20 protein-coding genes are annotated in these 21573 nt (G+C 64.6%); 11 read left to right on the forward strand and 9 right to left on the reverse strand.

Going from position 1 to position 21573, the window contains the following annotated elements; all coding sequences use genetic code 11:
- The gene (locus AC56K1_RS18895) at positions 1-369 is read left to right on the forward strand and encodes a glyoxalase superfamily protein (protein ID WP_497159335.1); all 369 of its coding nucleotides are present in this window, start codon (positions 1-3) and stop codon (positions 367-369) included.
- 263 nt (positions 370-632) lie between these two features.
- Here the strand turns inward: AC56K1_RS18895 and AC56K1_RS18900 are convergent, their stop codons facing one another.
- The 3 genes from AC56K1_RS18900 to recG all read right to left on the reverse strand — a co-directional run bounded on the left by AC56K1_RS18900 (position 633) and on the right by recG (position 4162).
- Positions 633-1511 (reverse strand): RNA polymerase sigma-70 factor, encoded by an 879-nt coding sequence (locus tag AC56K1_RS18900; protein ID WP_497159336.1) that lies wholly within the window; start codon positions 1509-1511, stop codon positions 633-635.
- A 17-nt stretch (positions 1512-1528) separates the two neighbouring features.
- Positions 1529-1993 (reverse strand): carboxymuconolactone decarboxylase family protein, encoded by a 465-nt coding sequence (locus AC56K1_RS18905; RefSeq protein WP_497159337.1) that lies wholly within the window; start codon positions 1991-1993, stop codon positions 1529-1531.
- A gap of 108 nt (positions 1994-2101) precedes the next feature.
- Positions 2102-4162: an ATP-dependent DNA helicase RecG gene (gene recG / locus AC56K1_RS18910; protein WP_497159338.1), complete on the reverse strand. Its 2061-nt coding sequence runs from the start codon at positions 4160-4162 to the stop codon at positions 2102-2104.
- Positions 4163-4266: 104 nt separating this feature from the next.
- Between recG and queA the strand changes: the two genes are divergently transcribed.
- The 5 genes from queA to secF all read left to right on the forward strand — a co-directional run bounded on the left by queA (position 4267) and on the right by secF (position 9982).
- Positions 4267-5289: a tRNA preQ1(34) S-adenosylmethionine ribosyltransferase-isomerase QueA gene (gene queA, locus AC56K1_RS18915; RefSeq protein ID WP_497159339.1), complete on the forward strand. Its 1023-nt coding sequence runs from the start codon at positions 4267-4269 to the stop codon at positions 5287-5289.
- A 22-nt stretch (positions 5290-5311) separates the two neighbouring features.
- A complete protein-coding gene (tgt, locus tag AC56K1_RS18920) occupies positions 5312-6451 on the forward strand; it encodes a tRNA guanosine(34) transglycosylase Tgt (protein WP_497159340.1) in 1140 nt (379 codons plus the stop codon).
- Between the two features lie 275 nt (positions 6452-6726).
- Entirely contained in the window at positions 6727-7005 is a 279-nt protein-coding gene (gene yajC / locus AC56K1_RS18925; protein WP_497159341.1) for a preprotein translocase subunit YajC, read from the forward strand.
- A 65-nt stretch (positions 7006-7070) separates the two neighbouring features.
- Positions 7071-8957 carry a protein translocase subunit SecD gene (gene secD / locus AC56K1_RS18930; protein ID WP_497159342.1) on the forward strand — a complete coding sequence of 629 codons (1887 nt, stop codon included), beginning with the start codon at positions 7071-7073 and terminating at the stop codon, positions 8955-8957.
- Between the two features lie 2 nt (positions 8958-8959).
- Positions 8960-9982, forward strand: a complete 1023-nt coding sequence (gene secF / locus AC56K1_RS18935) for a protein translocase subunit SecF (protein WP_497159343.1) — start codon at positions 8960-8962, stop codon at positions 9980-9982.
- 221 nt (positions 9983-10203) lie between these two features.
- On the opposite strand, the gene AC56K1_RS18940 is transcribed toward secF, so the two are convergent.
- The 4 genes from AC56K1_RS18940 to AC56K1_RS18955 form a co-directional block, all read right to left on the reverse strand.
- Entirely contained in the window at positions 10204-11673 is a 1470-nt protein-coding gene (locus tag AC56K1_RS18940; protein WP_497159344.1) for an FAD-binding oxidoreductase, read from the reverse strand.
- Positions 11674-12017: 344 nt separating this feature from the next.
- The gene (locus AC56K1_RS18945; protein WP_497159345.1) at positions 12018-12851 is read right to left on the reverse strand and encodes an HDOD domain-containing protein; all 834 of its coding nucleotides are present in this window, start codon (positions 12849-12851) and stop codon (positions 12018-12020) included.
- Positions 12852-12943: 92 nt separating this feature from the next.
- The gene (locus tag AC56K1_RS18950) at positions 12944-13225 is read right to left on the reverse strand and encodes a hypothetical protein (protein WP_171088453.1); all 282 of its coding nucleotides are present in this window, start codon (positions 13223-13225) and stop codon (positions 12944-12946) included.
- Positions 13226-13235: 10 nt separating this feature from the next.
- A complete protein-coding gene (locus tag AC56K1_RS18955; protein WP_497159346.1) occupies positions 13236-13643 on the reverse strand; it encodes a MarR family winged helix-turn-helix transcriptional regulator in 408 nt (135 codons plus the stop codon).
- 196 nt (positions 13644-13839) lie between these two features.
- On the opposite strand from AC56K1_RS18955, the gene AC56K1_RS18960 reads away from it, so the two are divergent.
- Positions 13840-14781 (forward strand): GlxA family transcriptional regulator, encoded by a 942-nt coding sequence (locus tag AC56K1_RS18960; protein ID WP_497159347.1) that lies wholly within the window; start codon positions 13840-13842, stop codon positions 14779-14781.
- A gap of 18 nt (positions 14782-14799) precedes the next feature.
- Here AC56K1_RS18960 and AC56K1_RS18965 read toward each other — a convergent pair whose 3' ends face one another.
- Together AC56K1_RS18965 and AC56K1_RS18970 are read right to left on the reverse strand one after the other, a co-directional pair.
- A complete protein-coding gene (locus tag AC56K1_RS18965) occupies positions 14800-15987 on the reverse strand; it encodes a M56 family metallopeptidase (RefSeq protein ID WP_497159348.1) in 1188 nt (395 codons plus the stop codon).
- Positions 15977-16366, reverse strand: a complete 390-nt coding sequence (locus tag AC56K1_RS18970; protein WP_497159349.1) for a BlaI/MecI/CopY family transcriptional regulator — start codon at positions 16364-16366, stop codon at positions 15977-15979. The genes AC56K1_RS18965 and AC56K1_RS18970 overlap by 11 nt, the downstream gene beginning before the upstream one ends.
- Before the next feature lie 292 nt (positions 16367-16658).
- Here AC56K1_RS18970 and AC56K1_RS18975 point away from each other — a divergent pair, with 292 nt between their 5' ends.
- The 4 genes from AC56K1_RS18975 to astD all read left to right on the forward strand — a co-directional run bounded on the left by AC56K1_RS18975 (position 16659) and on the right by astD (position 21573).
- Positions 16659-17900 (forward strand): acetylornithine/succinyldiaminopimelate transaminase, encoded by a 1242-nt coding sequence (locus AC56K1_RS18975; protein WP_497159350.1) that lies wholly within the window; start codon positions 16659-16661, stop codon positions 17898-17900.
- An 88-nt stretch (positions 17901-17988) separates the two neighbouring features.
- Positions 17989-19017: an arginine N-succinyltransferase gene (locus tag AC56K1_RS18980; protein WP_497159351.1), complete on the forward strand. Its 1029-nt coding sequence runs from the start codon at positions 17989-17991 to the stop codon at positions 19015-19017.
- Between the two features lie 11 nt (positions 19018-19028).
- Positions 19029-20099, forward strand: coding sequence for an arginine N-succinyltransferase (astA, locus tag AC56K1_RS18985; RefSeq protein WP_497159352.1), 1071 nt, complete (start codon positions 19029-19031; stop codon positions 20097-20099).
- Positions 20092-21573, forward strand: a complete 1482-nt coding sequence (gene astD / locus AC56K1_RS18990; RefSeq protein ID WP_497159353.1) for a succinylglutamate-semialdehyde dehydrogenase — start codon at positions 20092-20094, stop codon at positions 21571-21573. The genes astA and astD overlap by 8 nt, the downstream gene beginning before the upstream one ends.

The raw sequence follows: 21573 nt of genomic DNA on the forward strand, positions 1-21573 counted from the left end.
ATGAGCCTGCGCCCCGTCACGCCGATCCTGCGCATCTTCGATGAAGCCAAGGCGCGCGAGTTCTATGTCGATTTCCTCGGCTTCCAGGTCGACTGGGAGCACCGGTACGAGCCGGCGCTGCCGCTGTACCTGCAGGTCTCGCGCGACGGCTGCGTGCTGCACCTGACCGAACACCACGGCGACTGCTGCCCCGGCGCGGCGATGCGCATCGAAACCGGCGACATCGACGCCTACCACCGCGAATTGACGGCGAAGCAGTACGGCTATGCCCGCCCTGGCGTCGACGACACCCCATGGGGTGCGCGCGAGATGTCGGTCAAGGATCCGTTCGGGAACCGGCTGACGTTTACCAGCCCGGTCAGTACCTGAAAGGTCATCCTGCCTCTGAAGTGATGAAGCGTGAATATCTGCCCCCTAGCATTTGCTAGAGTAGAGTGATTACCTTCATGGAGTCGCCGATATGAGCGACGAGTCCCGTGTCGCCGTGCTTGTCGATTGCGACAACACGAATCCGTCGGCAGTCTGAAAGCCTATGACCTGCTTTTCCTGAAAAAGGAAGACGGAGGACATTCCACCGTGAGGCTGGCGAGCGAACAGACCGTCAAGCCTGCGATTGCCTGGCCGGACAAGGCTCAGAGGCCCTGCGGGACCGATGCCAGCTTGTCCGGATTGCGCATGATGAAGACAGCCACGATCCGCCCCTCGTCCACGATGAAGGATTGTGCCGACTCGAGCTTTCCTTCGACATAGCGCAGCAGGCCCGGTTCGCCATTGACCAGTGCGGGGCGGTACACGACCTTCGCGGGATATTTGTGCTCCAGCGACCAGAACACGCCGGCCACCCGTCCGGCTCCTTTCAGGATGCGCAGGAAGGAGCTGACTTTCCCGCCTCCATCCGAGACCAGCTGGACGTCGTCCGACATCAGGGCCCGCATGGCCGCCGCGTCGCCCTTGCCGGCCGCGTCCATGAAGGTGGCGAGCAGCTCCCGGTGGGCAGTCCCGGGCACGGCAAAGCGCGGGCGCTCCTGCTGGATACGGGCCTGGGCACGGTGCACGAGCTGGCGGCAGGCGGCTTCCGATTTGCCGAGCACCTGCGCGATGTCCGCATAGTCGGAATCGAAGACCTGCCGCATCAGGAAGGCGGCGCGCTCGTCGGGCGACAGCCGTTCGAGCACCCACATGAAGGCGACCGAGACCTCGCTTGCCAGCTCGGCGGCGCGCTCCGGGGTATGGTCGTCGAGTTCGACCAGCGGCTCGGGCAGCCACCAGCCGATATAGGCTTCGCGGTCGGCCTTGCTGGTACGCAGCCGGTCGATCGCCAGGCGCGTGGTCACTGTGACCAGCCATGCTTCCAGCGACTCTATTGCTGTGCCGGCATGGGCATGCCAGCGCAGCCAGGCATCCTGCACCACGTCTTCCGCATCGGCCCGGATGCCCAGCATCCGGTAGGCGATCGAAAACAGCCGCGGGCGCAGCGCGCTGAAGGCTTCTTCGTTCCGGGGATCGCTCATGACGGAAGGCGAAAGGTCTAGAAGCCCGGCGCAGGCTGCTCTGGGATCTGGTTGCGCAGCGAGATATTCAGCACGTTCCAGCCGCGGATGGCGGCGATGGCGTAGCTCAGTTCCGCGATCTCGGTCTCGTTGAAGAGTTCGCGCACTTCGCGGAAGGCCGCATCGGTGTCGTCGCGCTGGGGCAGCGCATTGAGCGCATCGGCCCAGGCCAGGGCGGCACGCTCGCGCGGGCTGAAGAAGGGCGCTTCGCGCCAGCCGGCGACGGCATTCAGGTGGCGCGGGTCGGCGCCCTGCTTGAGCAGGAAGCGCCAGTGCATGTCAACGCAGACGCCGCAGCCGTTGACCTGGGAGACGCGCAGGTTGACCAGCTCGGCCAGGCGTTCGCCGATGGCCCCCTGGCTGGCCGATTTCGACAGGTTGATCATGGCCTGCAGCGACTTGGGCGCCAGGGAGAAGAAGGGAAGACGAGCGGAGTGCGACATGATGTGCCTTTTCGGTAACAGGAAAGCGCCCGATGCGCCGTCCATACTCCCAAGACGGCCCGGCGTGCCCGTTTGTGACAGTCCGGCCGTATTTATTACCGCTTTTTTTTATACCTTCAGGAATTCCTCGCGCCCGCCCAGCCAGCGCGACAAATGCGCATCCACGATCGCCAGGTATTCCGGCCGCTCGCTGTCCAGCAGGTACTGCGCCACGTCGCGCGCCTGGTCCACGATCCACTGGTCCGCTTCCAGGTCGGCGAAGCGCAGCATGGCTTCGCCCGACTGGCGCGCCCCCAAAAATTCACCAGGACCGCGGATCTCGAGGTCGCGCCGCGCGATCTCGAAGCCGTCGGTGGTTTCGCGCATGGTCAGCAGGCGCTGCTTGGCCACCTGCCCCAGCGGGCTTTGGTACAGGAGCAGGCACACGCTCGCAGCGGAACCTCGGCCGACACGGCCACGTAGCTGGTGCAGCTGCGACAGGCCGAAGCGCTCGGCGTGCTCGATCACCATCAGCGAGGCATTCGGCACGTCGACCCCGACTTCGATCACGGTGGTGGCCACCAGGACGTGGACCTCGCCCGCCGTGAACGCGTCCATGACCGCCTGCTTTTCAAGAGGCTTCATGCGGCCGTGCACCAGCCCCACCTGCAAGTCGGGCAGGGCTTCGGCCAGGGTCTCGTAGGTTTCGGTCGCGGTCTGCAGCTGCAGTACTTCGGATTCCTCGATCAGCGGGCAGACCCAATACACCTGCCGGCCTTCCTGCGCGGCCGCATGCACCCGTTCGATAACTTCATCGCGCCGGTTCTGGTCGATAGCGCGCGTGACGATCGGGCTGCGTCCCGGGGGCAGCTCGTCGATCACCGAGACTTCGAGGTCGGCGTAATAGGTCATGGCCAGGGTGCGCGGGATCGGCGTGGCCGACATCATCAGCTGGTGCGGCACCAGGCCGTCGCTGCCCTTGTTGCGCAAGGTGAGGCGCTGGCCGACGCCGAAGCGGTGCTGCTCGTCGACGATGACCAGGCCGAGTTTCGCGAAATTCACCGTGTCCTGGATCAGCGCATGGGTGCCGATCACCAGGTTGGCCTGGCCCGACTCGATCAGTTCCTTGGCCGCTTCCTTGTCCTTCTTTTTGAGACTGCCCGTCAGCCAGGCCACCTTCACGCCGAGCGGCTCCATCCAGGCGGCGATCTTGCGGAAGTGCTGCTCGGCCAGGATCTCGGTGGGCGCCATCAGCGCGGCCTGGTAGCCGCTGTCGATCGCCTGCGCGGCGGCCAGCGCCGAGACCACGGTCTTGCCGCTGCCGACGTCGCCCTGCAGCAGGCGCTGCATCGGGAAATTTTCAACCAGGTCGGCGCGGATCTCTTTCACCACGCGCTGCTGGGCCCCGGTGAGCTGAAAGGGCAGGGCCGCCAGGAAGGATTCTGACAAGCGTCCGACCGCGCGCAGCGTCGGGGCGCCCTTTTCGCGGCGGGCGCGCTGGGCCCGTTTCATGGACAGCTGCTGGGCCAGCAGCTCGTCGAACTTCATGCGGGTCCAGGCCGGGTGCGAGCGTTCGGTCAGCGCATATTCGTCGACGTCCGCCGGCGGATAGTGCAGCAGGCGCACCGACGGCTCGAAGTCCCACAGCTGCAGGCGCGAGAGAAAGGCATTGGGCAGGGTGTCGCGCCAGTCGACCCGTTTCATGGCGTCGTTGACTGCGCGCCGCAGGATGGTTTGCGACAGTCCCTCGCCAGACGGATACACGGGCGTGAGCGAAGTGGGCAGCGGCGCGCCTTCGTTGATGACTTTGTAGGTCGGGTGCACCATCTCGGCGCCGAAGAAGCCGTGTTTGAGCTCGCCCCGCGCGCGGATGCGCACGCCTTCGGCCATCTGCTTGAGCTGGCTGCCGTAGAAATTCATGAAGCGCAGCTGCAGCTCGCCGGTCTCGTCGGCAATCTGCACCAGGAGCTGGCGGCGCGGTTTGTGGGTGATCTCGTTTTTGGTGACCACCCCTTCGACCTGCCAGGTCTGCAGGCCGCGCATCGTCGCATCGCGGATCGAGACCACCTGGGTCTCGTCCTCGTAGCGCATCGGCAGGTGCAGCACCAGGTCCATGTCGGTGCGCAGGCCCAGCCGGGCGAGCTTGGATTCGAGTGTTTTTGGGGCGGAAGTGGTTTTTGGGGCGGGCATATCGCGGCATTCTAGCTTTGCTGGCGTAAAATAGAAGGTTCGCCGCACGCACTGCAGCCTCTATTGTAAGGCTGTCAGCATCCATTTTCCCAGAATTGACAACAATGTACTCGCTTTCCGATTTCGATTTCGACTTGCCGCCAGAGCGGATCGCGCAATTGCCGCTGCCTGACCGCAGCGCCTCGCGCCTGTTGCAGCTCGATGGCGACCGCATCACCGACCGCCATTTCGCCGACATCGTCGACCAGCTCCAGCCGGGCGACCTCCTGGTGATGAACAATACGCGCGTGCTTAAGGCACGCTTCTTCGGGGTCAAGGAAACCGGCGGCCAGGTCGAAGTGCTGGTCGAACGCGTGTTAGATCCCCGCACGGTGCTGGCCCAGGTGCGCGCCTCGAAGTCGCCCAAGCCGGGCAACCGCATCCGCCTGGCCGACGCTTTTGATGTGACCACCGGCGAGCGCGCCGGCGAGTTCTTCACCCTGCATTTCGAGGGTGACGTGTTCGACCTGATCGAAGCCCACGGCCGCCTGCCGCTGCCGCCCTATATCGAGCACACCGCCGACGAGTTCGACGAGCAGCGCTACCAGACCGTGTACTCGAAGGAGCCCGGCGCCGTGGCCGCGCCCACCGCCGGCCTGCACTTCGACCAGCCGCTGCTGGACCGCCTGGCCGAGAAGGGCATCGAGTTTGCCTATGTCACGCTGCACGTGGGCGCCGGCACCTTCCAGCCGGTGCGCGTGGAAGACCTGTCCGCGCACCAGATGCATACCGAGTGGTACACGATCCCGCAAGAGACGGTGGACGCCGTACGCGCGGCGAAAGCTGAGGGCCGCGACGTGGTCGCGGTGGGCACCACGTCCCTGCGCGCGCTGGAGTCGGGCTCGCAAACGGGCGAGCTGGTAGCCGGCAGCGCCGATACCGCGCTCTTCATCACGCCGGGCTATACCTTCAAGACCGTCACCCGCCTGGTAACCAACTTCCACCTGCCGAAGTCGACCCTCCTGATGCTGGTGTCGGCCTTTGCCGGCTATGACGCGATCCGCAAGGCGTACCAGCACGCGATCGCCAACGAATACCGCTTCTTCAGCTATGGCGACGCCATGCTGCTGACCACAGAATCACGCTAGATACGCCAGATAATAGATACCGATGCTCGAATTTACCCTGCTTAAAAAAGACACCAGCGGCTTGTCGCACGCGCGCCGCGGCCGCCTGAAGCTCAACCACGGCACCATCGAAACCCCGATCTTCATGCCGGTCGGGACTTACGGCTCGGTCAAGGCGATGGACCCGACTGAGCTCAAGGCCGTGGGCTCGCAGATCATCCTGGGCAATACCTTCCACCTGTGGCTGCGCCCGGGAACCAAGGTGCTGGACAAGTTCGGCGGCCTGCACAAGTTCATGGGCTGGGACGGCCCGATCCTGACCGATTCGGGCGGCTTCCAGGTGTTTTCGCTCGGTGCGATGCGCAAGATCACGGAAGAGGGCGTGAAATTCGCCTCGCCGATTGACGGCTCGCGCCTGTTCCTGTCGCCGGAAATCTCGATGCAGATCCAGCGCTCGCTGAATTCGGACATTGTGATGCAGTTCGACGAATGCACTCCGTACGAGATCGACGGCCGTCCGGCCACCAGCGAAGAAGCGGCCAAGTCGATGCGCATGTCGCTGCGCTGGGCCCAGCGCTCGATGAACGAATTCAAGGGCGGCGAGAACCCGAATGCGCTGTTCGGCATCGTCCAGGGCGGCATGTACGAGCACCTGCGCGACGAGTCGCTGGCCGGCCTGGAAGATATCAACTTCCCGGGCCTGGCCATCGGCGGCCTGTCGGTGGGCGAGCCGAAGGAAGACATGAAGCGCATTTTGGCCCACGTCGGCCCGCGCCTGCCGGAAAACAAGCCGCACTACCTGATGGGTGTGGGCACGCCGGAAGACCTGGTCGACGGCGTGGCCAATGGCGTCGACATGTTTGACTGCGTCATGCCGACCCGGAATGCCCGCAATGGCTGGCTATTCACCCGCTTCGGCGACGTCAAGATCAAGAACGCGCGCTACAAGGAAGACACGGCGCCGCTGGACGAGTCCTGCGACTGCTACTGCTGCAAGAACTTCACCCGCGCCTATTTGCACCACTTGCACCGCTCGAACGAGATCCTGGGCGCGCGGCTGAATACGATCCACAATCTGCACTATTACCTGAAGCTGATGCAGGAGATGCGCGATGCGATCGATGTGGATGGGTTCAATGCGTTCCGCATCAGGTTCGCGGCGGATCGGGGGCGTGGGGTATAAGTGAGGGCTAACTGCTGAGTTGCCAAATTGGGTTGCCGCCTTCGCGGGAGCCCAAGTTCGTTGTGGCACCATCGCCACCACATAAACATTTGGCCTCTTAAATTTCCAGCAACATCTTGCAATTAAGAATTGCGAGCCTACCTACCTCCAGATTGGCTCCCGCCGCGCGGCCGGTGCTAGAATACACCGCTTATTTTTTTAATCTCACCATCGGAGTTCTTGTGTTCATTTCCAACGCGTACGCGCAAACCACGGCCGCAGCTGATCCAGGCATCATGGGTAGCCTCACCACCTTCCTGCCGCTGATCCTGATGTTCGTGGTCATGTACTTCCTCATGATCCGCCCGCAGCAGAAGCGCCAGCGTGAGGCGAAGGCGATGATGGATGCGCTGGCCAAGGGCGACGAAGTGGCGACCGCAGGCGGCATCCTCGGCCGCGTGACCAAGGTGGCGGACACCTATGTGACGATCGAAGTCTCGACCGGCACCGAGATCGTGGTCCAGAAAAACGCAGTGACGACGCTGCTGCCGAAAGGCACCCTGAAGGCCCTGTAAGTCCTGTAAGCACACCTGCGGCCCTCCGGGGCCGTTCCGTGCTCAACATCGAACGCTGGAACACTATGAATCGCTATCCCGTCTGGAAATATCTACTGATTGCCATCGCGCTCCTGCTGGGCGCGCTGTACACGGCGCCGAACTACTTCGGCGAATCGCCGGCGTTGCAGGTCACTACCGGCAAATCGACGGTCAACGTGACCAGCGCCACCACCGGCCTGGTCGCGGATGCACTCAAGCGCGCCGGCGTTCCGGCCACCGCGGTCAGCCTTGAAGGCGCGGGCAACAGCACCTCCGTGCGTGCCCGCTTCGCCAGCACCGACGCCCAATTCAAGGCCAAGCTCGCGCTCGAGCGCGACCTGAACCGCGACCAGGAAAACCCCGACTACATCGTCACGGTCAACCTGGTGAAGAACACGCCTGCCTGGATGGAAAAAATCGGCGCCAGGCCGATGAACCTGGGCCTGGACTTGCGCGGCGGCGTGCACTTCCTGCTGCAGGTCGATGGCAAGGCCGTGCTCGAGACCAAGGTCAAGGGCTTGCAGGCCACCATTCGCAGCGAGCTGCGCGACAAGAACATCCGCCACGCCGGCATCGAGCGCGCCGGCAATGCCGTGGAAGTGCGCTTCCGCGACGCTGCCACCCGCAGCGCCGCCCGCCTTGCACTGGCAGCGCAGACGGACCTCGCATTCGCCGAGACCGCCGACGGCACCGACCTGAAGCTGGTCGTGACCCTGAAGCCGGAAGCAATCAAGCGCACTGTCGAAGATGGCGTCAAGCAGAACATCGCGACCCTGTCCAAGCGTATCAACGAACTGGGCACCACCGAGCCGCTGATCCAGCAGCAAGGCGCCGACCGCATCATCGTGCAATTGCCTGGTGTGCAGGACGTGGCGCGCGCCAAGGACATCATCGGCCGCACCGCCACCCTCGAACTGCGCATGGTCGATAACAGCGTCACCCCGGGCACCGAGCAGACCGCCGCCATTCCGCTGAACTCGGAACTGTTCCTCGAGGGCCGCGGCGCACCGGTCGTGGTGTCGAAAGACGTCGTGCTGTCGGGCGAATCGATCTCGAGCGCCGTCGCCAGCTTCGACTCCAACCAGCAGCCTGCCGTCTCGCTCGACCTGAACGGCGACGGCGGCCGCCGCATGCGCCAGACCAGCCGCGACAACATCGGCAAGCGCATGGCGATCCTGCTGAAGGAAAAGGGCAAGTACAGCGTGTTGTCGGCCCCGGTCATCCAGAGCGAATTCGGTTCGACCTTCCAGATCACCAACATGGGCACCTCGGAAGACGCGAACGAACTGGCGCTGCTGCTGCGCTCGGGCGCGCTGTCGGCGCCGATGGAATTCATCGAAGAACGCGTGATCGGCCCGCAGCTGGGCGCCGAGAACATCGAACGCGGCCTGTATTCGACGGTCTGGGGCTTCGTGGCGATCGCCATCTTCATGATCCTGTATTACCACCTGGTGGGCTTCTTCAGCGCACTGGCACTGGCGGCCAACGTGCTGTTCCTGCTGGCCTTGCTGTCGATGATGCAGATCACCCTGACCCTGCCGGGTATCGCGGCAATCGCGCTGGCGCTGGGTATGGCGATTGACGCCAACGTGCTGATCAACGAACGCATCCGCGAGGAGCTGCGTGCCGGCGCGGCGCCGCAGGCGGCGATCTCGGCCGGCTTCAAGCATGCCTGGGACACGATTTTCGACTCCAACGTCACCACCCTGATCGTCGGCCTGGCACTGCTGGTCTTCGGTTCGGGCGCGATCCGCGGCTTCGCCGTGGTGCACTGCCTGGGCATCCTGACCTCGATGTTCTCGGCCGTGTTCGTGGCCCGTGGCTTCCTGAACCTCTGGTACGGCCGCAAGAAGAAACTGACCCACATCTCGATCGGCACGGTCTGGAAAGACGGTTTCACGCCTAACAAGCAAAACGCTACTCAGGAATAAAGATGGAATTTTTCAAGATCAAACGGGACATCCCGTTCATGCGCCACGCGTTGATCCTCAACGTGATTTCGGCGGTGACTTTCCTGGCGGCCGTGTTCTTCCTGGTGAGCAAGGGCCTGCATTATTCGGTGGAGTTCACCGGCGGCACCGTGATGGAGCTGCGCTACCCGCATGCGGCAGACCAGGAAAAGATCCGCACGACGCTGCGCGCCACCGGCTACGAAGCGCCTGAGGTGACCACCTTCGGCAACGCGCAGAGCATCCTGCTGCGCCTGCCGATCGTCGAGGGCCAAGCTCAGGCCGGCGCCTCGGCCAAGGCCTTCGCTGCCATCTGCACGTCCGAACAGGGCACGCCGAAGGTCACCCAGGTCACGACCGACAAGGGCGAGCAGGTCAGCCGCACCAGCTGCGTGAATGCGGCCGGCCAGGAACAGGTGAGCCTGCAGCGCGTCGAATACGTCGGCCCGGCGGTCGGCGAAGAGCTGGCCCAGAACGGCCTGAACGCGCTGCTGATGGTGGTGGTCGGCGTGGTCGCCTACCTGGCGATCCGCTTCGAGTGGAAATTCGCCGTGTCGGCCATCATCGCCAACCTGCACGACGTGATCATCATCCTTGGCTTCTTCGCCTTCTTCCAGTGGGAGTTCTCGCTCACGGTGCTGGCGGCGATCCTGGCGGTGCTGGGCTATTCGGTCAACGAATCGGTCGTCATCTTCGACCGGATCCGCGAGATGTTCCGCAAGCAGCGCAAGATGAGCGTGCCGGAAGTGATCGACCACGCGATCACCAGCACCATCTCGCGCACCATCATCACGCACGGCTCGACCCAGCTGATGGTGCTGTCGATGCTGTTCTTCGGCGGCCACGCACTGCACTACTTCGCGATCGCGCTGACCATCGGCATCTGCTTCGGCATTTATTCGTCGGTGTTCGTCGCCGCCGCGCTGGCCATGTGGCTGGGCGTCAAGCGCGAAGACCTGATCAAGCCTGTGAAAGAAAAAGACGAGACCGACGGCGCCGTCGTATAAGCTCCGTCTGCCCCCAAAAAAATGCCGCCCGGGTTATCCCGGTGCGGCATTTTTTACATTTGAATCAAGGAATGTGACAAGTTCGGGATTTGTGTGTGTTGACGCACAGAGCCGGTCCCGGCCGATGCCTATAGTGGAACTGTCTCTTTCAGGACATCCCTAGTTTTGGACTTCACCCGCTCCCTCAACCGGAGCGGGTTTTTTTTGCCCGGAACGGCTGCCTACAAATACTTCGCCCACAGTTCATTGGAAAACCGGCCGGCCGGGTCGACCTGTCGCTTCAGCCCGCGCAGCTGCGCTGCCTCCGGATACGCGCGCTGGAACTGTTCGCGCGTCGCGTGGAGCTGGTAAGGCAGGTAATAACGCCCCTCGAAACCCAGCGCCGTCTCGATCATCGCCCGGGTCCACTCGCCAGTGCGGCGCTGGGCGGCCTGACTGGTGCGCTGCTTGTAGTAGACGACGAACGAAAACACTTCTTCCTGCGCCCAGGGCAGCAGGGTGACCGGGTCGGCCGGCGAATGCCGCACCGAGACATTCACGACCCGGGCATCGTGTTTGCGGATGATCAAGGCCATCGCCCGGGCGAAGCCGGCAAAGTGGCGCACCGGGATGAAATACTCCTGCAGCACATAGGTCGACATGGCCCGGGTGCGCGGCTCCAGCTCCGCCACGTCGAGGCTGGCCTCGTGGTTGCGCCACTTCACGGCCGGTTTGGCCAGCAGCAGCGGATGCACCACGTGGCTGCGCAGCAGGTCGCCGCGCGGCAGTTCGGTCATGGCGAACAGCGCATTCTGGTTCAGCCCATACGACTGCCCGCGCGCCACCAGCCTGGCCGGCTCGGTAAGAGGCTGGTTCGTCTCGCGCCACGAGACCGCCACTGGCGCGTCGAACAGGGGCGGCAACAGATCGGCATGATGGAAGATGCAGCCGCTGCCCTCCACTTGTTGCCGGAAATAGCGGGGGTAGTCGTCCAGCGCCACCGCTTCCACGACGCGCTCGATGCGGGTATTCCGGGCCAGGTCGAGTTCGACTTCCGTGATGACGCCCACCGCGCCATAGCCGCCCGCCGCGGCGCGGAACAGCCCGGCGTTGCAGGTGCGCGTCGCTTCCATGACCGAACCGTCGGCCAGCACCAGTTGCAAGGCGCGGACCGAATTGACAACCGGGCCATTGCCGACATAGCGGCCGTGGGCATTCACCGACACCGCGCCGCCTACCGTGAAATTGGAAAAGCTCTGCATGGTGTGCACCGCCAGCCCGAGCGGGTCGATCAGGTCCTGCAGGTCGCGCCAGCGCATCCCGGCCTGCACCCGGACCACCTTCGCCTTGGCGTCGAGCGACACCAGCCGCTTCATGCCGCGCATATCCAGGTGCAGGCCACCCGTGATGGCGGCCTGGCCGCCCATGCTGTAGCGTCCGCCGCCGACCGCGATCTTGCCAGGCCAGTTGCGCACGGCCGCGGCCACTTCCCGGGTCGACAGGGGCGCCACCACCCGGGACACCTGAACCGCATACAACCCGGTCACGTTGGGGATGGCGATGCCGGGCGCAGCCAGGACGGGTGAGGGGGATAGGGCCAGGACCCCGGCGCCGGCCATCGCCTGGACCAAAAAGCGGCGGCGCGGCCCGTCGATGGAGCAACCGGGCGCAGTGGAAATGAGCGATTGTCGAATATTGGCGGGCTGATCCATAGAAAGTGTATTTTTTCTACGTCGCTGCAGAAACAACGAATATGAAATATCTCGCCTATGTGAATCAGCGCACTGAGTGCCCTACAGCGGCCCCCTATAGTGGAACTGTCTCTTTCAGGACATCCCTAGTTTTGGACTTCACCCGCTCCCCAACCGGAGCGGGTTTTTTTTGCCGTCGCGGGTTTCGCTACAAAAACAGCGCTGTGTGAATCACCGCACGGAAGCTGCCTGGGGCGCGGCCTATAGTGGAACTGTCTCTTTCAGGACATCCCTAGTTTTGGACTTTGCCCGCTTCATGAGCGGGCATTTTTTTTGCCCATGCCATGGGCAGGACGCCTGATGCGTCAGAGCAGCGCGGCTGTCAGGCTCTTCACTTCTTCAGCCGATTCGGCCAGCACCTGGGCCAGCGTACCTTCGCCGGTCGTGAAATCGATGGTCGCGGCGGTATCAAGCGTGGTCGCGCCGGGGCGCTGGTGCAGCGGGGAAGGGAAGGGCGCCAGGTCCTTGGCCAGCAGCAGGGTGTCGCCCAGGGTTTCCGGCGGCAGGGCGCGCATGCCGTTCCAGAGCGCCTCGATCGCACCCATCACGGGTACCGGCACGCCGAGCTTGAGCAGCACGCCGCGGCCGATCGCCACTTCGCCATGTTCGAGCCAGTCCTCGGGGCCGCCGTCGAGCAGGCCGGGGAATTCCTCGGCGCGCGAGAGCAGGTAGAAGCCGCCCACTTCATGCACGATGCCGGCGAACATGGCCGTTTCGGGATCGACAAACGAGACGCGGCGCGCGATCACCTGGGCCAGGGCGGCCACGTGGGCCGAGTGGATCCACAGGGCGTCGGCCTTGGCGCGCAGGCCCGGATCGCTGATTTCGCTCGCCAGCTGGCGTACGATCACGGAGGCGGCCAGCGCCCCGAGGGTGCGGAAGCCGACGCGCTGTACCGCCGCCCGGACGTTGGTGACGTCGTGCCCGGCGCGGTTGTAGGCCACCGAATTGGCGATCGCGACGGTGCGCGCCGCCAGCAGCGGCTCGGCCTGCACCAGCCGCGCCGCCATGTCGGTATGGCAGTCGGGCTCGCCCAGGGCGCGCTGCAGCTTGAGCGTTGCATCGACGTTCGTGGGGAAGCTGAGGTCGCCGCGGCTGGCCTGGGCGGCAATACTCTTGAGGGCAGAGAGTCGGTCCATCGAAAAATTATACCCCCATTGCACGGCCGGACTTAAAAATATTGCCTTGTGGCATTAAGTTCTTGCCGGCCAGTGCACGGCGGTGAGCCGGATCACAGCTCGCTGAAGATGGCGTCGCAGCCTTCCTTCTGCTCTTCGGTGTCCTGCAGCTCGTCGGTCAGGCCCAGGTCGATCAATTCCTCGACGGCGTTCATGAAACTATTGAGCTTGGTTGCACCGATGAGGCGGTAGATCTCGCCGGAGTCGTTGCGCACGCCGATCAGCATGCTTTCCTGCTGCACTTCGTCGAGGGGGGCGACGTCCAGCAGGATGTTGCCGATGATGTGCTTGTCGAAATGGGCAGGCTTCTTGCCGTCGATCAGGGAGGTTTTCAAGGCGATTCCTTTATGTGTCAGAAGGTGGGGAGGCGCCGCCGGCGGCGATCTGGTCGCGCAGCTTGCGCAATGCGGCGTCGAGGGCATCGAATTCGGTAGTGCCATAGCCGGCGAACAGCTGCTTGCCGTGTGCCACGACCTTGGGGAAGACGTCGCAGAATACCGCCTCGCCGGCGGGCGTCAGGCGCACGAAGAACGAACGCTTGTCGTCGGTGCTGCGTTCGCGCACGACCAGGCCTTTCTGTTCCAGCCGCTCGATCACCCCGGTCAGCGTGCCCTTGGTGATCAGGGTGCGCTCGCCCAGTTCCTTGTAGCTCATCCCGGCCGTGTTGCCCAGCGTGGCAATGATATCGAACTGCGCGTGCGTCAGCCCGTGCTGGCGCACCGATTCGCCGGAAAAACGCTCGAAGCCTTGCATGCACTCGGCCAGCAGCCGGACACTCTTTAAATATCGTTCCCCCATGGGGCAGGATTATAGCCGCCTGCGAAGCATTATTCGAATGCCGGCCGGGACGGCCCCCCATTGTCCTGCGCATTGTTCTGTATGATAGCGGGCGATGCGCACTACCGGGCGCCATGCCCCTTCCCCCGTATGACACCGCCAAACCGTTCCGATGCAGCCTGCTGACCTGTCCCTGCTGGCACAGGAACGCCCGCTGCGCGTGCTGCTGGTGAACGCGGGCGAGCCGGACATGCTGACCTGGTCCGGCCTGGTCCAGCCGCTGCGCCTCGCCGCCAAGCTGCTGGGACCCGAACTGCTGCACGTGGACGTGCGCAGCCCCGACAAGTTCATGGCCGATGCCCAGCGCTATTGGCACCTGGTGCTGCTGGTGGCCGACGAGGCCGAAGCCGCGCTGCGGCCCGCCAACTGCCGGGCCCTGGTCGAGCGCTGCCGCGCCGCGCCGTTCTGGGGCGGGGTCGGCGCCGGCGTCTTGTGGCTGGCCGATGCCGGCGCCCTGCACGGCATCCGCACGGCGCTGCCCTGGGCGCTCTATCCCGACACAAATGCACTGGCCGAGCAGGCCCTGTTCACGCCCAATCTGTTCGAAGTCGACGGCAACCGCCTGACCTGCTGCGGCGGCGCGGCCAGCATCGATTTTGCGCTGACCCTGGTCGAGCTGCTGTTCGGCGGTGCGGTCCAGGCCCAGGTCAAGGAAATCCTGTGCGTGGACCGGGTGCGCGGCAAGGACGAGCGCCAGCGGGTGGCGCTGCAGGCCAGGTTCGGCACCCTGCAGCCCAAGCTCACCGAGGCGGTGGCGCTGATGGAAGCGAACATCGAGGAGCCGCTGTCGACCGACGAGATCGCGGGGCTGTCGGGCGTGTCGCGGCGCCAGCTCGAGCGCCTGTTCAAGCAATACCTGGGCAGCCTGCCCTCGCGCTACTACCTCGAGCTGCGCCTGCAACGGGCCCGCAAGCTGCTCATCGAGACCAATCATTCGATCGTGCAGGTGGGGCTGATGTGCGGGTTTTCCTCAGGCTCGCACTTCTCGACCGCCTTCGGGGCGCTGTTCGGGAATACGCCACGCGAGGAAAGGCAGCGCAAGCTGGGGCAGTAGCGCCTTATCCGGCGCCGTTCAAGGCTGGCGCGTGACGACCATCGAGACACTGAATGGCGCACTGGCGTCGCCCACCTTGATTGTCGCCTGTTCATCCAGACGGGCCAGCAGGGTCGGCGCGCTAACCACATCCGCGCCCTTCAAGACCCGGCCTTTTAGCCAGACGTCGCCAGCCGTTTGCCCGGGGCGCACGGTCATTTCGATGCGCCACTCGCCCGAGGCCACGGCGAACTTCTCTCCCGCCCTCGTCACGACACGCGGCGCCGATCGTTCTCCGCCGGCGTCGAGGGTCATCGCCACCGAATAGGACGGCGCCGTCGCGGCCTCTTGTGCGCGAACGCCGAGCGTTCCGGTAACCGCGCCCGCGGCCAGCAGGGCAAGGAAACAGCGGCCGGCGAGGCGGCGAAGGGTTCCGGATGGGGTGTGCTGCAGGCTCATGAGACGCTCCTTGGTCGGGTGGTGGGTTTTCCAGTGACAATTGATTCCGGAGCGAAGGACAAGGGCGCCGGTATGGGACTTGAGCAGCGCTTCCGCATACACCCGGGCTTGCTGGGGATGGCGCTGCATGACAAGCGCATCGCAGGCCAGTTCCTGGTCCTGGCGAAAACAGCGTGCGCCCAGATGGACCAGCGGATTGAACCAGAACACGCACTGGAAGAGGGCCGCCAGCAAGTTGGCCAGGGCGTCGCGGCGGCCGATGTGGGCCTGCTCGTGGGCGATCACGAGGGCTTGCTCGGATGGCAAATAGCGCTGCGCGAAATCATGCGGCAAGATGATGCGGGGGCTGAACAGGCCTACCGAGGCGGGGCCGGCGTCGGCCTGGCTGAAGTACACCTCGTCACACCGGGTCAGGCGGCCCGCCTTGCGCAGGAAAGCCAGGTGCCCGAGCACGAACCAGGCGATTGACGCCTGCATGCCGCATGCCCATATCACCAGCAGCCCATCGACCTGGGCCGGGGCGAGCGGCACGGCCTGGGCGGCGAATGCCTGCATCGGGCGCAGCGCCGGCGCAGCGAACACGATCGGCATCGAGCGCGCCGGCAGGATGGCGGCGATGGTCACCAGCGGGACGACCAGCCAGGCCTGGTAGGCAAGGGTGGCGCCGCTCCATCGGCGTAGCGGTGTTCGCGCCACCAGCAGGAGGAGGATGGCAAGGCTGGCAAAGCATGCCGCGCGCAGTACGAGCAGCGTGAGTTCACTTGCCATCGTCGAACTCGTCGATCAGCATGCGCAATTCCTGGATATCGGCCTGCGACAGCTTGCGCTGGCTGCCGAAATGCGCAACCAGCGGCGCGATGCGCCCGCCGAACAGGCGCTGCAGCAAGCCTTCGCTTTCGCGGGCCAGCCATTCCTGGCGCTGCAGCACGGCATGGTAGAGAAAGCGCCGTCCGTCTTTTCGTGCGGCGATCGCGCCTTTCTTGAGCAGGCGGTTAAGCAGGGTCTTGACCGTGGCCGCCTGCCAACGCTGGGTGTCGGACAGCGCGGCGATGATGTGCTCGGCCCCGACCGGTTCGGCTGCGCGCCAGAGCACTTCCATCACTTGCGACTCGGCGTCGCTGATCCCGGGTTGTGGAGAGTCAGTCATATCTTTTCCAATTACAAGTGTAATCGAAGATGATAATTACATCTGTAATCGATGCTGTCAAACGCTTTTTCTGTCAGTACATCACGGCCAGGCTGCCGGGCGCCGGCGGCCCTGTACGAGAAGCGAGCCCTGCAGGGCAAGGGCCTTTGTCATTCCCATAATATTTCTCCGACTAAAAACGAAAATCCCTGTCGCAGTTCTGCAAGAACTTGTGGGGGTGCCTTCCTATAATGGGTTCAACCTGCGCGGCGATAGGCCCGCGCACAACCTTCTTGAAGATGAGGAAGAAGCCATGAACGCAAAGCTCGACTCTGGTGTCACCACGCGGCCTGTCACTCGGCAGACCTTCGACGAAGTCCTCGTCCCGACCTATGCCCCGGCAGCCATGGTGCCGGTACGCGCGGCGGGCCTGGAAGTGTGGGACCAGGAAGGCAAGCGTTACCTCGACTTCACCTCGGGCATTGCCGTCTCGAGCCTGGGCCACTGCAACCCGGCCCTGGTCGACGCAGTCACCAAACAGATCAACACCCTGTGGCACCTCGGTAACGGCTACACCAACGAGCCGGTGCTGCGCCTTGGCTCGGCCCTGACCGAAGCCACCTTCGCCGACCGCGCCTTCTTCTGCAACTCGGGCGCCGAAGCCAACGAAGCGGCCCTGAAGCTGGCGCGCAAGTACGCGCACACCAAGTTCGGCCCGCACAAGTCGCGCATCGTGTCCTGCCTGTCGTCCTTCCACGGCCGCACCCTGTTCACCGTGTCGGTCGGCGGCCAGCCGAAGTACACCGAAGGCTTCGAGCCGCTGCCGCAGGAACTGAGCCACATCCCGTACAACGACATCGAGGCCGCGCGCGCCGCGATCACCGATGATGTGGCAGCCGTGATCGTCGAGCCGATCCAGGGCGAGGGCGGCGTCATCCCGGGCGACAAGGCATACCTGAAGGCGCTGCGCGAGTTCTGCGACGCGACCGGCGCGCTGCTGGTGTTCGACGAAGTGCAGTCGGGCGTGGGCCGTACCGGCACGTTCTATGCCTACATGGACATGGGCGTGACCCCGGACATCCTGACGTCGGCCAAGGCGCTGGGCAACGGCTACCCGATCGGTGCCATGCTCACCACCGAAGAAATCGCGCAGCACTTCGGCGTTGGTTCGCACGGCACCACCTACGGCGGCAACCCGCTGGCGGCGACCGTCGGACTGAAGGTGGTCGAGACCATCAGCCAGCCTGCTTTCCTGGCACGCGTGCGCGAAGCCAGCGACAAGATCTTCGCCAACCTGAACAAGCTCGCAAGCGACTATCCGCAAGTCTTCGGCAAGCCGCGCGGCATGGGCCTGCTCATCGGCCTGCCGATGGCCGAAGGCTACAAGGGCCGTTCCAAGGACTACACCAAGCTGGCTGAAAAGCTCGGCCTGATGCTGCTGATTGCCGGTCCCGACGTGGTGCGCCTGGCGCCGGCGCTGGTGGTGTCGGACGAGCAGATCCTCGAGGCCGACCGCCTGATGCGCGAAGCCGTCGAGGCTTTCATCACCGGCTGATCCACGCCATGCCCGGGCCGGCCCGCTTGTTGAAAGCGCGGCCGGCCGTGCCGTTTGACAGATCGATTGATCTCTTTCAGGAGTTCGCATGTATGTAGTTCGTCCGGTAGAGCGCGGTGATATCGGCGCCCTCGAGGCATTGGGGGCGGTCTCGATTCCCGGCGTGCACACGCTGCCGCGCACGCGTGAAGCCATCGTCGCCTCGGTCGAGCGCTCGATCGCCTCCTTCGCCGCCCAGGTCGACATCCCGAGCGAGGAGTCCTACCAGTTTGTGCTCGAAGACCTGCGCATGCGTGAAGTGGTCGGCACCTCGTCGATCCATGCGTCGGCCGGCTCGAACGGCACCTATTTTGCGTTCCGCAACGACGTGATCCAGCAGGTCTCGCGCGACCTGAACATCAGCCACAGCGTGCACGCGCTGACCCTGTGCTCGGAGCTGACCGCCTATTCGCACCTGTCGGGCTTTTATATCCGCAACCGCGACAGCGCCGGGCTCGAGGCCGCGCTGCTGTCGCGTGCACGCCTGCTGTACGCGGTGCTGGCGCCGCACCGCTTCGGCGACCGCTTCTTCGTGCCGCTGGCCGGCGTCACCGACGCCGATGGCCAGTCGGCTTTCTGGAATGCGCTGGGCCGCAAGTTCTTCAAGATGGACTTTCTGGAGGCCGAGCGCGTCATCGACGGTGCCCGCAACCGCACCCTGATCGTCGAACTGATGCCGCACTATCCGGTCTATGTGCCGCTGCTGCCGGGCGACGCCCAGGCCGCGCTGGGCCAGATCCACCCGAGCGGCGAACTCGCCTTCGACCTGCTCACGCAAGAAGGCTTCGAAGCCGACGAATACATCGACATTTTCGACGGCGGCCCGATCCTGCAGGCGCACCGCAATTCGCTGCGCTCGTTCTGCGGCTCGCACCTTCGCCAGGTCGAGAATGCCCGGATTGATGCGCCGCTTGAATCGCTGGTGGCCTATGCGGTGGCCAGCACCGAACAGAACTTCCGCGCCGTCATCACTGCCTGCCCGCCGGTCGACACCGCCCAGGCCATCTGCCTGCCGCGCGAGGCCCAGCAGGCGCTGGGCGTCTCTCCAGGTGACAGCGTCACCTGCGTGCGCATCTGAAAGAGGACTCCATGCTCGTAATCCGTGCAATCAAAATGACCGACCTGGACGCCCTGATGGAAATGGCGCGCCAGGCCGGCAGCGGCATGACTACCCTCAAGCCGGACCTCAAGATGCTGGGCGACCGCATCGCCACCGCGGTAGCCTCGTTCGCCGAGACCATCCCGCCCGAAGAGCGCGACTACATGTTCGTGCTCGAGCACACCGACGACGCGCGCATTGCCGGCGTCTGCGCCATCAAGGGAGCGGTTGGCCTGACCGAGCCCTTCTACAACTACCGCATCGGCACCCTGGTGCACTGCAGCCGCGAACTGAACGTGTTCACGCGGATGGAAACCCTGTACCTGTCGAACGACCTGACCGGCTCGACCGAACTGTGCTCGCTGTTCCTGCTGCCGCAGTACCGCGCCGGCTTCAATGGCAAGTGGCTGTCGAAAAGCCGCTTCCTGTTCATCGCCCAGTTTCAGCACATGTTCACCGAGAAGATCATCGCCGAGATGCGCGGCTACCAGGACGAGCAGGGCGTCTCGCCCTTCTACGAAGGCCTGGGCCGGCATTTCTTCAAGATGGACTTCAACCATGTGGATGGCCTGACCGCGATCGGCAAGAAGTCCTTCATCGCCGAGCTGATGCCGCGCCAGCCGCTCTACGTCGATTATCTGCCGGAATCGGCGCGCGAAGTCATCGGCCAGGTGCACACCTCGACCCTCCCGGCGAGGAAGCTGCTGGAAAACGAAGGCATGCATTACGAAGGCTATGTCGACATCTTCGACGCCGGCCCGGTGCTGCAGGGCCGCGTGTCCGAGCTGCGCGCGGTGCGCGACAGCGTGCTGGCGATTGCCGAGGAGGGCGCAACCACAGGCGCGCACGCCGGCGTGCCGGTAGGCGCCCATTTGGAAAACATTGAGCACGTGCTCGTCTCCAACACCAAGCTGGCCGATTTCCGCATGATCCTCACCCGCGCCGTCCCCGGCGCCAACCGCGTCGCATTGACCGCCCAGGAACTCTCGCAGCTGCACGTGCAGGCCGGCGACGAAGTGCGTACGCTGACCCTCAACGCAAGGAAGAACGCCCATGGCTAAGCTCTCGAACTATATCAATGGCGAGTGGCTCGCCGGCAGCGGCACGGAACTCGCCACCATCGATCCGTCAACCGGCCGCCAGACCTGGACCAGCAACCAATCGACCGCGGAAGACGTGCAGCATGCAGTCGCCGCCGCGCGTGCCCAGTTCGAATCCTGGGCCTTGAGCCCGCTGGATGAGCGCATCCTCGTGGCCACGCGTTTTCGCGACCTGCTCAAGGAACATGCCGAAGAACTGGCCGGCATCATCGCCGAAGAAGTGGGCAAGCCGCTGTGGGAAGCGCGCCTTGAGGTCGCCACCATGGCCAACAAGATCGACATCTCGGTGCAGTCGTATGGCGCGCGCACCGGCGAGACGGCTTCCAAGGTCGCCGACGGCAATGCCGTGCTGCGCCACCGCCCGCACGGCGTGTTCGCGGTCTACGGTCCCTATAACTTCCCGGGCCACCTGCCCAACGGCCACATCGTGCCGGCCCTGATCGCCGGTAACACGGTGGTCTTCAAGCCGAGCGAATACGCGCCGCGCACCGCGGTGAAAACCGTGCAGCTGTGGGAACAGGCCGGCCTGCCCAAGGGCGTGCTGAACCTGGTGAATGGCGGGCGCGACACCGGCGTCGCGCTCGGCCAGGCCGCCGACATCGACGGCGTCCTGTTTACCGGCAGCAGCCAGACCGGCGCCGCCTTGCACAAGCAGTTCGGCGGCCAGCCGGGCAAGATGTTGGCGCTGGAAATGGGCGGCAATAACCCGCTGGTGGTGTGGGACATCAAGAACGAGCCGAAGGACCTCGACGCGGCCGTGCACCACGCCGTGATGTCGGCCTTCATTTCGGCCGGCCAGCGCTGCACCTGCGCGCGCCGCCTGATCATCCAGGACAGCCCAAGTGGCCAGGCCTTCCTCGACCGGCTGGTGCAAGTCGCCTCGACCCTGCAGGTCGGCGCCTCGAAGGCCGAGCCCCAGCCTTTCATGGGCCCTGTGGTTTCCGCAGCCGTCGCCGCACGCCTGATCGAAGCGCAGGCCGCGATGGCTGCCAAGGGAGGCAAGGTGCTGCTGCAGATGAAACAACTCGACCCGAACGCCGGTTTCGTCACCGCCGGCATCGTCGACACCACCGATGCAAAGGAGATCCCGGACGAAGAGTGGTTCGGCCCGCTGCTGCAGGTAATCCGCGTGAAGGACTTCGACGCTGCCATGGTCGCCGCCAACGGCACTGAATTTGGCCTGGCCGCGGCACTGTTGTCGCCGTCGGAAGAACTCTGGAAGCGCTTCGCCGTCCGCGCGCGCGCCGGCATCGTCAACTGGAACCGTCCGACCACGGGCGCGGCCAGCTCGGCGCCTTTCGGCGGCGTCGGCAAGTCGGGCAATCACCGCCCGAGCGCCTATTACGCGGCCGATTACTGTGCCTACCCGGTCGCCTCGATCGAGACGGCCGAACTCGAGATGCCGGCCAAGCTGTCGCCGGGACTGGCTTTCTAA

This window comes from Telluria sp. ZB4P37, from assembly GCF_059685855.1.

Coding starts and splice junctions, on each gene's coding strand:
- AC56K1_RS18895 (WP_497159335.1), top strand. CDS start 1: ATGAGCCTGCGCCCCGTCACGCCGATCCTGCGCATCTTCGATGAAGCC.
- AC56K1_RS18900 (WP_497159336.1), bottom strand. CDS start 1,511: ATGAGCGATCCCCGGAACGAAGAAGCCTTCAGCGCGCTGCGCCCGCGG.
- AC56K1_RS18905 (WP_497159337.1), bottom strand. CDS start 1,993: ATGTCGCACTCCGCTCGTCTTCCCTTCTTCTCCCTGGCGCCCAAGTCG.
- recG (WP_497159338.1), bottom strand. CDS start 4,162: ATGCCCGCCCCAAAAACCACTTCCGCCCCAAAAACACTCGAATCCAAG.
- queA (WP_497159339.1), top strand. CDS start 4,267: ATGTACTCGCTTTCCGATTTCGATTTCGACTTGCCGCCAGAGCGGATC.
- tgt (WP_497159340.1), top strand. CDS start 5,312: ATGCTCGAATTTACCCTGCTTAAAAAAGACACCAGCGGCTTGTCGCAC.
- yajC (WP_497159341.1), top strand. CDS start 6,727: ATGGGTAGCCTCACCACCTTCCTGCCGCTGATCCTGATGTTCGTGGTC.
- secD (WP_497159342.1), top strand. CDS start 7,071: ATGAATCGCTATCCCGTCTGGAAATATCTACTGATTGCCATCGCGCTC.
- secF (WP_497159343.1), top strand. CDS start 8,960: ATGGAATTTTTCAAGATCAAACGGGACATCCCGTTCATGCGCCACGCG.
- AC56K1_RS18940 (WP_497159344.1), bottom strand. CDS start 11,673: ATGGATCAGCCCGCCAATATTCGACAATCGCTCATTTCCACTGCGCCC.
- AC56K1_RS18945 (WP_497159345.1), bottom strand. CDS start 12,851: ATGGACCGACTCTCTGCCCTCAAGAGTATTGCCGCCCAGGCCAGCCGC.
- AC56K1_RS18955 (WP_497159346.1), bottom strand. CDS start 13,643: ATGCAAGGCTTCGAGCGTTTTTCCGGCGAATCGGTGCGCCAGCACGGG.
- AC56K1_RS18960 (WP_497159347.1), top strand. CDS start 13,840: ATGCAGCCTGCTGACCTGTCCCTGCTGGCACAGGAACGCCCGCTGCGC.
- AC56K1_RS18965 (WP_497159348.1), bottom strand. CDS start 15,987: ATGGCAAGTGAACTCACGCTGCTCGTACTGCGCGCGGCATGCTTTGCC.
- AC56K1_RS18970 (WP_497159349.1), bottom strand. CDS start 16,366: ATGACTGACTCTCCACAACCCGGGATCAGCGACGCCGAGTCGCAAGTG.
- AC56K1_RS18975 (WP_497159350.1), top strand. CDS start 16,659: ATGAACGCAAAGCTCGACTCTGGTGTCACCACGCGGCCTGTCACTCGG.
- AC56K1_RS18980 (WP_497159351.1), top strand. CDS start 17,989: ATGTATGTAGTTCGTCCGGTAGAGCGCGGTGATATCGGCGCCCTCGAG.
- astA (WP_497159352.1), top strand. CDS start 19,029: ATGCTCGTAATCCGTGCAATCAAAATGACCGACCTGGACGCCCTGATG.
- astD (WP_497159353.1), top strand. CDS start 20,092: ATGGCTAAGCTCTCGAACTATATCAATGGCGAGTGGCTCGCCGGCAGC.